This window comes from Kocuria salsicia, assembly GCF_007681555.1.
GTDB lineage: Bacteria > Actinomycetota > Actinomycetes > Actinomycetales > Micrococcaceae > Kocuria > Kocuria salsicia.
In genome coordinates, this window is the sequence record NZ_VELE01000002.1 from 367,435 (window position 1) to 377,086 (window position 9,652).

Genomic DNA, 9,652 nt, shown 5'->3' on the forward strand with positions numbered 1-9,652 from the left:
CATGACGGTCCCCTCATCCTCCGACTCCCCGGCAGCGGGAGCACCCCGGCCCCTGCGGGGTGTATCCATCAGCACGGCCTTCCCGGACCCGGCGCTGCTCGAGCTGCCCTGGGAGCTGCCGCTGGAGCAGTGGCCCCCCGAGGTCCTCGCGGCCTACCCCAGGGGTCTCTCCCGCCACGTGGTGCGCTTCGCGCACGTGGGGCGCAAGGTCGTGGCGGTCAAAGAGACCACAGCCCACTACGCCCAGCGGGAGTACGGTCTGCTGCGCAAGCTGCAGACCATGTCCATCCCGTCCGTGGTCCCGGACTCCGTGGTCACCGACCGCTACACACCGGACGGCGAGCCCCTGCCCGCGGCGCTCGTGACCGACCACCTGAGCTTCTCACTGCCCTATCGCACCATCTTCGAGCAGGTCCCAGCCCCGGAGACCATCGAGCGGCTCGTGGACGCCCTGGCCTCCCTCATCGTCCAGCTGCACCTCTCCGGCTTCTACTGGGGGGACGTCTCGCTGTCCAACACCCTGTTCCGCCGGGACGCCGAGGCCTTTGCCGCGTACCTCGTGGACGCGGAGACCGGTGAGCTGCACCCCTCCCTCACCCGGGGGCAGCGGGGGTACGACATCGACCTCGCCCGCACCAACGTGGCCGGGGAGGTCATGGACCTGTTGGCCGGTGAGGACATGCAGCAGCGGCTGCGGGACGCGGGCGTGGATCCCGCGTCCGTGGACCCGTTCGAGATCTCCCAGCGCCTCGTGGACACCTACGAAGGGCTGTGGGAGGAGCTCACGGCCACGGAGACCTTCCCCGTGGGCGATCGCTGGCGCGTCCAGGCGAGGGTCGAGCGGCTCAACGAGCTCGGCTTCGACGTCGAGGAGGCCTCCCTGGACTCGGACGAGACCGGGCAGGTCCGCCTGCGCCCGCGCGTGGTCGAGCCCGGGCACCACTCCCGCAAGCTGCTGCACCTCACGGGGCTCAACACGCAGGAGAACCAGGCGCGGCGCATCCTCACGGACATCCACCAGTTCGGCCAGGCCCTGTACCCGGGTCTGCCGGAGGACCTCACCGCGCAGCTGTGGATGCGCGAGGTGTTCGTGCCGATCATGGAGGCGATCCCCGCCGAGCTGCGCCGCAAGCGGGAACCCGCCCAGATCATCCACGAGGTGCTCGAGCACCGCTGGTTCATGTCCGAGAGCGCCGGCGAGGACATCCCCACCCCGGTCGCCGTGCAGGACTACGTGAAGCACTACCTCGCCACGCGACCGGACGAGATCAACGTGTTCTAGTTGCCCGGAGTGCTCTGCGGACGTGCGGCCATCAGATCGAACAGCGCCCGGTGCATCCGCTCGGTCCACCTCTCGTCGAGCGAGCCGTAGCGCGCCACGTGCGCATATGCCGCTCCCAGGACGAAGTCCACCACCATGTCGATGTCCACCGAGGCGCGGATCAGCCCCCGCTGAACGTCCCGTTCGAGCAGCGCGCGCAGCGCGTCCATGCGCGGTCGCACCACGGAGGCGCGCAGCACCCTGGAGGTCTCGGAGTGCGGCTCCTGCAACAGGGCGATGACCACGCCCATGCCCAAGTCCCGCAGCAGCATGTCGACGGCCGCCTGCAGCGCCCGCTCCCACGTGGCATCCTGCGCCACGGGTGGCTCGGCAGCCGCCGTGTGCTGCAGCGCGGCCTCGAGCATCTGGGCACTGTTGTCGTAGCGGCGGTAGATCGAGGTCTTCGCCACGCCCGTGCTGGCGGACACGGCTTCGATCGTCACCTTCTGCGGACCGCCCTCGCGCAGCAGACGCAGCGCGCCCGCCACGATCTTGTGGTCCGTGCGGGCCGTACGTGGATCCACGGATGACGACGCCACCCGCTCACCCGGGTGCGCGGCGCCGTCGTCCTGCCGCACCGCCTCACCGCCCTTCGCCACGCCGTCGCGCGTCGCCGCGCGGTCGTCCGCGCGTCCATCACCCGCGCGCCCGTCGCCCGGGTGACCGCCCTCCGGCGGCGCTTCCGTCACCACGGCTCAGGCCCTCCGCCAGTCTTCGACCGGCCAGTGCGCCTTGCGCGCGCGGCGGTATAGAGACAGGTCCGGGTTCACGGCGAACGGGTGGCCCAGCAGTGACAGCCAGCTCGCATCCGCCACGGAGTCCCCGTACCCGTAGGAACGGCTCAGGTCGAGCCCGTGGTCCTGCGCGTAGCGCTTGAGCCACTGGGCCCGGGCCTCGTCTACGAGCGGCGGGGTGGCCAAATAGCCCGTGAGCACACCATCCACCTGGTCCATGCGCCCGGCGACCACCTCGTCGAACAGCTCCGCGATGGGACTCACCAGCAGGTCCAGGGAACCGGTGACCAGTACCGTGCGGTGGCCCGCGGCCCGGTGCTCACGGATCCGCTCCAGGGCGCCGGGGCGCACGCTCTGTGCCACAGCCTGGCCGAGAGGACCGGCTACCAGTTCCTCGACACGCGCCACCGAGACGCCCTCATAGCGGCGCAGGAACGCGCGTATGAACTCCCCGCGGTCCCGCCGTTCGGCCTTGACGTATGTGGGAGCGTTGCCCACGAGCTCGCCGAGCTCCGCGGGCCACTGCAACGGGCTCAGCTCGAGTCGGCGCAGCAGCGCGTACTGCGTGATGATGTTGCCCCCGGCCACAGTGCCCTCGAGGTCGAACACAGCCACGACGTCCGCGCCCTGCGTCAGGCCGCGGCTGCGCCCGGTTCGCTTGCGGGACGCCGCCCTGGCCCGGGTGTAGGCGCGGGTCATCTCGGTCAGCGCGGGCAGGTGGACCTCCTGCCAGTACTCGGGCCACGAGATCGCGCGGACGTCGAAGTGCTGATCCTCCGGTGTCACATCCGGCAGGGAGGCGTCCAGGCGCCGCAGGTGGGTGTCGTCGAAGATCATCTCGGTGCGTGTGTAGTTCTGGTAGAGGTCCACGTAGGTGCGCAGGGAGCCCAGACCGGTCTGCATCCGGTGCAGGGAGTTGGTCCACTCCCGGGTGGTGGCCGTGGCCGGGAGCACCGAGCTCAGGCGAACACCCACCGCGGCGAGCTTCTCCTTGACCGCCAGTCCGCGCTCCATGGAGTTGTTCGCCGGGAACCTCCACTCGGGCACCACGACCGGGTTGCCGTGGCCGTCCTGCAGCGGGTGCTCCAGGAAGTAGGAACGCACGCTGCGGTACATCTGGTGGAACGGCAGCGGGTTCGAGGCCCCGGAACACACTTGGTAGTAGGCGGCACTCGGACCGGGCGACGACGCCGCCGGCGTCAGAGGCACCCGCGCGGCCTCCGCCTCACGGTGCCCGCCCCGCGCCAGGGCCACGATGGCGTTGACCACGAAGTCCACGGGGATCACGTCCAGCACCGAGTCCGGCAGACCCGGGAACTCGGGCAGCGCGCCCTTCGCATAGGCCATGATGAGCGGGTCCGCGACCTTGTAGCCGTCGATCCACCCCGGGAAGGGGTGGCGCAGCGCGGACTCGATGATCGAGGGGCGCACGATGGACAGCCGGTGCCCGTGCCCCGCCCACTTCTGCTCGGCCACGCGCTCGCCCAGCGCCTTGGTGAAGGTGTAGATGTCGGTCCAGCCGAGTGACTGGGCGCGGGTGCGGCCGTGGTCCACCAGCCGCGAGCGCACCCACTCCTGCCGGGCCGCCTCCGCGGCACGTGCCACGGTCTTTGGGCCCTCCTTGCCGTGGGTGCGCGTGGCCTCGCGGATGAAGGACTCGAGTCGTTCGGGGCTGCGGGACTCCACCTGGGCCGTGTCCGCGGCGCGCACGGCGGCGTCGAACTCCACCTGCCAGTCGACGTCGTGGTCCACGGAGGCCTCGGGGCGCAGGCCCTTGGCGATCCCGCCCACGTAGCACGTGGACACGTGGATCACGTGGGGGTCCTGCCCGGCCGCGCGCAGCGCGTCGTAGAGGCCCACAGCGCCGCCCACGTTGGTGCGGAACGCCTCGTCGATGGGCGGGTCGAAGGAGACCGTGGACGCGGAGTGGACCACCACGTCGAAGGGCTCCCCGATCTCTGAGAGCCCCGTGAGGTCCCCCTCGAGAACGCTCGTGCGCTCGGCGAAGACCTCTTCCGCGCGCTCCTCCCCCACGGCCTCGCGCCAGGTCCTGAAGGAGGGCTTGTGCAGCAGCTGGCGCAGCCGCGAGCTGCCGGACTGCGAGCCCTTGGGGCGCACGACCGCCGTGACGTGGACGTCTTCGCAGCTCGAGAGCAGCCGCTCCAGGACAGCCTGGCCCAGGAAGCCCGTGGCTCCCGTGAGGAGCACGCGGGTGGGGGTCTCGGTCAAGGGGTTCCTCCGTGGTCGGTCCGTGGTGGGCTGGCCCTTGGACGGGCCACTGCGCTACGCCCACCGTAGTGTATCTTAGGGGCATGCTTACCGCTCTCGTGACCGGTGGAACGTCAGGCATCGGTGCCGCGTTCGCACGCTCGCTCGCCCGCAGGGGCTTCAACCTCGTCCTGGTTGCCCGGGACGCGCAACGACTCGAGGACACGAGTCGGGATCTCACCGCCGAGTACGGCGTCCATGTGGAGACGATCACGGCGGACCTGGCCGTGCGCGAGGACCTCTGGCGCGTGGCCCGTCGCCTCGAGGACCCTCAGAAGCCGGTGGACATGCTCGTCAACAACGCCGGTTTCTCGGTGAAGGCGCCCTACACTGCCGAGGACTTCCACCAGCACGAGGCGGGGTTCGAGGTCATGTGCGCGGCCGTGGCGCGGCTCTCCGGTGCCGCGGCACGGGCGATGGTCAAGCGCCGTTCGGGCTGGATCGTCAACGTGTCCTCGACCTCCGGATACGTGACCATGGGCGAGTACTCCGCGATCAAGGCCTACGCGACCAGCATGACCGAGTCGCTCGCCGTCGAGCTGCACGGCACGGGCGTGCACGTCACGGCGCTGCTGCCGGGCTGGGTGCGCACCGAGTTCCACAGCCGCGCGGGCATCACCGGCTCCTCCATCCCGGACTTCATGTGGCTGGACGCGGACAGGCTCGTCGAGGAGGCACTGGCGGACGTCGCGCGGGGCAAGGTGATCTCGGTGCCCACGCTGCGGTACAAGGTCATGGTCGCCGCGCTGCACCACCTCCCGCGCCCCGCCGTCCGCTGGGTCTCCCGCAAGATCTCCGGCGTGCGCCAGCGCGAGCTCAAGGCCTGAGCCGTGGCACACCAGGACGCCCCCGTGCCCTCCGAGGACGACGCCGCCGATGCATCCCGCGGATCCACGTCCCGCCCTGCGAAGCCCTCCCGTCCCGGGAAGCCTCCCCGTGAGGGGAGAGAGCCCCGTTCCGCGAAGGAGCCCGAGGCGCGGCCCCGGGTGCTCGAGTCCCTCGAGGGCAGCGCGGGTCAGCAGGACCCTGTGCCCCCTGCTCCCCCGGCGGAGTCCGCTGACCTGACCGCCGCGCACTACACAAACCCCACGCGACGCATTGCCCGGCGGATCGTGCAGAGCATCTTTTTCCGCGGGCTGGTCAACCGCACCATCCGGCGGACCACCGTGGTGGACCCGGCGGCCTACGGCGTGAAGGGCACGTGCGTCGTCGTCGCGAACCACTCGAGCCACCTGGACGCGCCGCTGGTGATGAGCGGCGTGCCGCGCTACATCTCGCGCGACCTCGCCACCGGCGTGGCCGCGGACTACTTCTTCACCGCATGGCACAAGAAGTTCTTCACCCAGCTGGTGTTCAACGCGTTCCCCGTGGACCGCCGCGGTGAGGGCGCGAACAAGGGGCTGTCCAAGAAGCTGCTCGCGGCCGGCGTGCCACTGCTGATCTTCCCCGAGGGCACCCGCTCGAAGACGGGGAAGATGGCCCCATTCCGGGTGGGGGCGGCGTCGTTGGCGCTGGCCGTGCAGGTCCCGGTGGTTCCTGTCGCACTGATCGGCGCGCACGAGGCCATGCCGCGCGGCGCCAACTGGCCCCGTCCCGGCCGCCCACCCGTCGTGGTTGCGGTGGGCGCGCCCCTGCGGGCCCGAGGCAACGAGACCGCGCGCAGCTTCAACGAGCGCATCGAGGCCGCCGTGCGTGCCCTGTACGCCGCGAACCGGCACATGATCCACGACTAGTCGTCTCCCAGGAAGAGGTTTTCGCCCAGTGGCACACGTGAAGCATCAGAAGTGGTGGGGCTGGGGCGAGGAGGGCGTGTTCTTCAACTACGAGAACAAGCCCGCGTTCGCCCCGTTCGTGGAGGAGGCGATCGGCGTCAGCCTGCGGCCCCGGCAACGTGACACCGTGGAGTTCGCCACCGCGCAGGTGCCCGAGTCCCGCGCCCCCGAGGACGTCCTGGCGCACCTGCGGGAGATCAGCGGCGCGGAGAACGTGAGCGTGGAGGACGAGCTGCGCGTGGTGCACTGGGCTGGCAAGTCCGTGCTCGAGCTGCTGCAGACCCTGCGCAACGACTTCACCCGCGTCCCGGACGTCGTGGTCTACCCCGGCTCAGAGGACGAGGTCACCAGGATCCTCGAGACCGCTGTGGCCGAGGACCTCGTGGTCATCCCCTTCGGCGGCGGCTCGAGCATCTCCCGTAGCCTGCAGGCCGGGCAGGACGAGTCCCGCTGCATCGTTTCCGTGGACATGGGGCGGCTGGACCGTGTGCTGGAGATTGACGAGACCTCGGGGCTGGCCACCATCCAGGCGGGTGTGCTCGGTCCGGACATGGAGGAGCAGCTCAACGCCCGCGGCTGGACGCTCGGGCACTTCCCTGACTCCTTCGCCCACTCCACCCTGGGTGGTTGGGCCGCCACCCGCTCCTCCGGGATGCAGTCGGACAAGTACGGGGACATCGCGGACATCGTGCGCGGTCTGCGCCTGGTCCGGCCCACCGCAACCGTGGTGCTGCGTCCGCTGCCGTCAACGTCAACGGGCCCGAGCCTGCGGGAGATGGTCATCGGCTCGGAGGGACGGCTGGGGATCATCACCGAGCTCACCGTGCAGGTGCACCGGCTGCCGCAGGAGCACGAGGTCATCGCCTACATGTTCCCCACGTGGCAGCAGGCGCTGACCGCGGTGCGCCAGTACACGGAGGCGGAGATCCCGCTGACGTTCGCCCGCGTGTCGGACGCGCACGAGACGGCGTTCTCGCTGGCCACCCAGAAGGCCTCCACCTCCGTCAAGGGCAGGCTCGCTGCCAGGGGGCAGGAGGCCCTGTGGGCGGTGATGCGACGGCGCGGCTGGGACACGGACGCCATGTGCCTCTCCTACGTGTGCTTCGAGGGCACGGTCAAGGACGTGGCCGAGCGCAAGAAGGCCGTGGCGAAGATTGCGAAGGCCCAGGGCGCCGTCGTCCTCGGCTCCGGACCGGGCGCGCTCTACGACCAGAAGAAGTTCGACACGCCCCACCTGCGGGACTTCCTGCTCGAGCAGAACACCGTGGGGGACGTCTCCGAGACCGCCGCGCCGTGGTCGCAGCTGACCACGGTCCACAAGGCCGCGTACGACGCCGCCCAGCGCGCCTATGCGAGGCTCGACAAGACCGGCTGGATCATGTCGCACATGTCCCACTCGTACCACTCGGGGGCGTGCCTGTACTTCACATTCGCGTACGTCTTCGACGAGGAGAACCCGTACGAGGAGTACCACATGATCAAGTCCGCCATCCAGCAGTCGTTCATCGACTCCGGGGGCACTCTGTCCCACCACCACGGCGTGGGAGTGGAGCACCAGCCGTGGATGGAGCAGGACATCTCCCCCGAGGGGGTGCGCCTGATGCACGGCCTGTTCGAGGTCGCAGACCCCGGGGGCAACTTCAACCCTGGCAAGATCGTCCCCTGACCCCACGCTGACAGGGCAAGGGCTCCGCACCGTCGAGCGACGACGGCGCGGGGCCCTTCTCGTACGCTGCGGCGGCTGACTGACGCCGACGCCTCGCGGGACGGCGCGTCGCCGCCGCACGCGTCTCGTCGCACCCGTCAGGCCATGCTCTGAGAAGGAACTCGATCCGCGAGAGAACCGGATAACCGGCGCGCCCACCGGCCCGCGGCGTCGTCGCCCGGGGCTCCCCTCCCGGGGTCGCGGGTGACGTCGTGATTGTCAGTGCTCACGCCGCCCGGCATGCGTGCGGGCGGCACGGGCGTACCAGTCCAGCACCTCGGCGTCTTCGGCGGTCGCCCGGTTGAGGGTGCTCGGGTCCGCGCCCTGGAAGAGCTTCTTGACCGGGATCTCCAGCAGCTTGCCGGTGCGTGTGCGTGGAACCGCGGGAGCCTCGATGATCTCGTCGGGGACGTAGCGCGGGGAGACCTGGGTGCGGATCGCGTCGACGATGCGCCGCTCGAGCTCTCGCGTGAGGCGCGTGCCGGGCTGGGGCACCACGAAAAGCGGCATGTAGTAGTCGCCGCCGGCCAGTTCCGCCCCGATCACCATGGACGCGGCCACACCATCCACGCGGTCCACCACGTGGGTCAGGTCCGCCGAGCCCATCCGGATGCCGCCGCGGTTGATGGTGGAGTCCGAGCGGCCGTGCACCACGAACGGGCCCTCGTGCAGCTGGGTGACCCAGTCCCCCTGGCGCCACACCCCCGGGAACATGTCGAAGTACGCCGCCTGGTAGCGCTCACCCTGCGGGTCGTTCCAGAAGAACACCGGCATGCTCGGCATGGGCCGGGTGATCACGAGCTCCCCCACCTCGTCCCACACGCGTTCACCACGGGAGTTCCACGACTGGGCGTCCACGCCCAGGTACGGGCCCATGATCTCGCCCCGGTACACGGGCTGGTACGGGTTGGTCCCGATGAAGGCACTGGTCACGTCCGTGCCGCCGGAGTCCGAGCCCAGCCGCACAGTGCCCGAGACGGCCTCGTAGACCCAGTCCCAGGTGGCGTCAGGCAGCGGTGACCCCGTGACCAGGATGGACTTCAGCGAGGAGAAGTCCATGCTCACGTTGGGCACCACACCGGCGCGCTGCACCATGCTCAGCACGCCGGCGCCGGCCCCGAAGAACGTCGCACGGTTGCGCGCAACGAGCTCGAACGACTTCTGCGGTCCCCCGAACGTCGGGGAGCCGTCGTACGTGATGATCTGCGCTCCGGTCAGCAGAATGCCGGCGAGCATGTTCCAGACCATCCAGGTGGTGGCCACGGCGTAGTAGGCCACGTCCCTCGGGCCGAGTCCAGAGTGCAGGCCAAGTGCCTTGTAGAACTCCAGGGTCACACCGCCGTGGGAGTGCACGATTCCCTTGGGCTTCCCGGTGGTGCCAGACGAGTAGAGGATCCACAGCGGATGCTCGACGGGCAGCTGCTCGTAGCGCGGTTCGGCCTGTTCTGAGGCAATCTCCGAAAAGCGCAGAGCGTCCCCGGGAAGTTCTCCGACGCTCTCCCGCGGCATCTGATCAACCACGATGAGTTGCTCCACGCTCGGCAACACGTCCCGCAGGTCCTGGTAGGAAACCGTCATGTCCCGCACCGTGCCACCGAACTCGTAGCCGTCCCCCACGAACAGCACCTTCGGCTCGATCTGGGCAAACCGATCGGCCACGCCGGAGGGCCCGAAGTCGGTGTTCACCACGGACCACACCGCCCCCACTGATGCCGTGGCAAGCATCGCGGCCACGGTCTCTGGGATGTTGGGGAGCACCCCCGCCACCCGGTCGCCAGGTTCCACCCCCTGAACCGTCCCAGGTTTGGTGCCGCATCTTTTCGAGTTGAGAGGATGGCGTCATGCCGAAGAA

Annotated in this window: 7 protein-coding genes; 4 read left to right on the forward strand and 3 right to left on the reverse strand. The window is 69.8% G+C overall.

The features are described from left to right. The first annotated feature begins 1 nt into the window (after position 1). Positions 2 to 1,282: a DUF4032 domain-containing protein gene (locus FS770_RS06415; protein ID WP_094393533.1), complete on the forward strand. Its 1,281-nt coding sequence runs from the start codon at positions 2 to 4 to the stop codon at positions 1,280 to 1,282. Here FS770_RS06415 and FS770_RS06420 read toward each other — a convergent pair. Together FS770_RS06420 and FS770_RS06425 are read right to left on the reverse strand one after the other, a co-directional pair. Further along, complete coding sequence (locus FS770_RS06420; RefSeq protein ID WP_238694060.1) at positions 1,279 to 2,010, reverse strand: TetR/AcrR family transcriptional regulator; 732 nt, start codon at positions 2,008 to 2,010, stop codon at positions 1,279 to 1,281. The genes FS770_RS06415 and FS770_RS06420 overlap by 4 nt on opposite strands. 6 nt (positions 2,011 to 2,016) lie before the next feature. Continuing rightward, positions 2,017 to 4,284 (reverse strand): HAD-IB family phosphatase, encoded by a 2,268-nt coding sequence (locus tag FS770_RS06425; RefSeq protein ID WP_145010663.1) that lies wholly within the window; start codon positions 4,282 to 4,284, stop codon positions 2,017 to 2,019. A gap of 83 nt (positions 4,285 to 4,367) precedes the next feature. Here FS770_RS06425 and FS770_RS06430 point away from each other — a divergent pair, with 83 nt between their 5' ends. Genes FS770_RS06430 through FS770_RS06440 form a run of 3 tightly spaced genes read left to right on the forward strand, consistent with a single transcriptional unit; the run spans position 4,368 to position 7,761 of the window. After that, complete coding sequence (locus tag FS770_RS06430) at positions 4,368 to 5,150, forward strand: SDR family NAD(P)-dependent oxidoreductase (protein ID WP_055085016.1); 783 nt, start codon at positions 4,368 to 4,370, stop codon at positions 5,148 to 5,150. Positions 5,151 to 5,153: 3 nt separating this feature from the next. Further along, positions 5,154 to 6,056 carry a lysophospholipid acyltransferase family protein gene (locus tag FS770_RS06435; protein WP_232300317.1) on the forward strand — a complete coding sequence of 301 codons (903 nt, stop codon included), beginning with the start codon at positions 5,154 to 5,156 and terminating at the stop codon, positions 6,054 to 6,056. A 28-nt stretch (positions 6,057 to 6,084) separates the two neighbouring features. Next, positions 6,085 to 7,761 carry an FAD-binding oxidoreductase gene (locus FS770_RS06440; RefSeq protein ID WP_144942439.1) on the forward strand — a complete coding sequence of 559 codons (1,677 nt, stop codon included), beginning with the start codon at positions 6,085 to 6,087 and terminating at the stop codon, positions 7,759 to 7,761. Positions 7,762 to 8,019: 258 nt separating this feature from the next. Here FS770_RS06440 and FS770_RS06445 read toward each other — a convergent pair whose 3' ends face one another. After that, entirely contained in the window at positions 8,020 to 9,585 is a 1,566-nt protein-coding gene (locus FS770_RS06445; protein WP_144942440.1) for an acetoacetate--CoA ligase, read from the reverse strand. Positions 9,586 to 9,652 lie beyond the last annotated feature (67 nt).

Bases quoted from the DNA above. Each gene is read 5' to 3' on its own strand.
- FS770_RS06415 (WP_094393533.1), top strand. From the start codon at position 2: ATGACGGTCCCCTCATCCTCCGACTCCCCGGCAGCGGGAGCACCCCGG.
- FS770_RS06430 (WP_055085016.1), top strand. From the start codon at position 4,368: ATGCTTACCGCTCTCGTGACCGGTGGAACGTCAGGCATCGGTGCCGCG.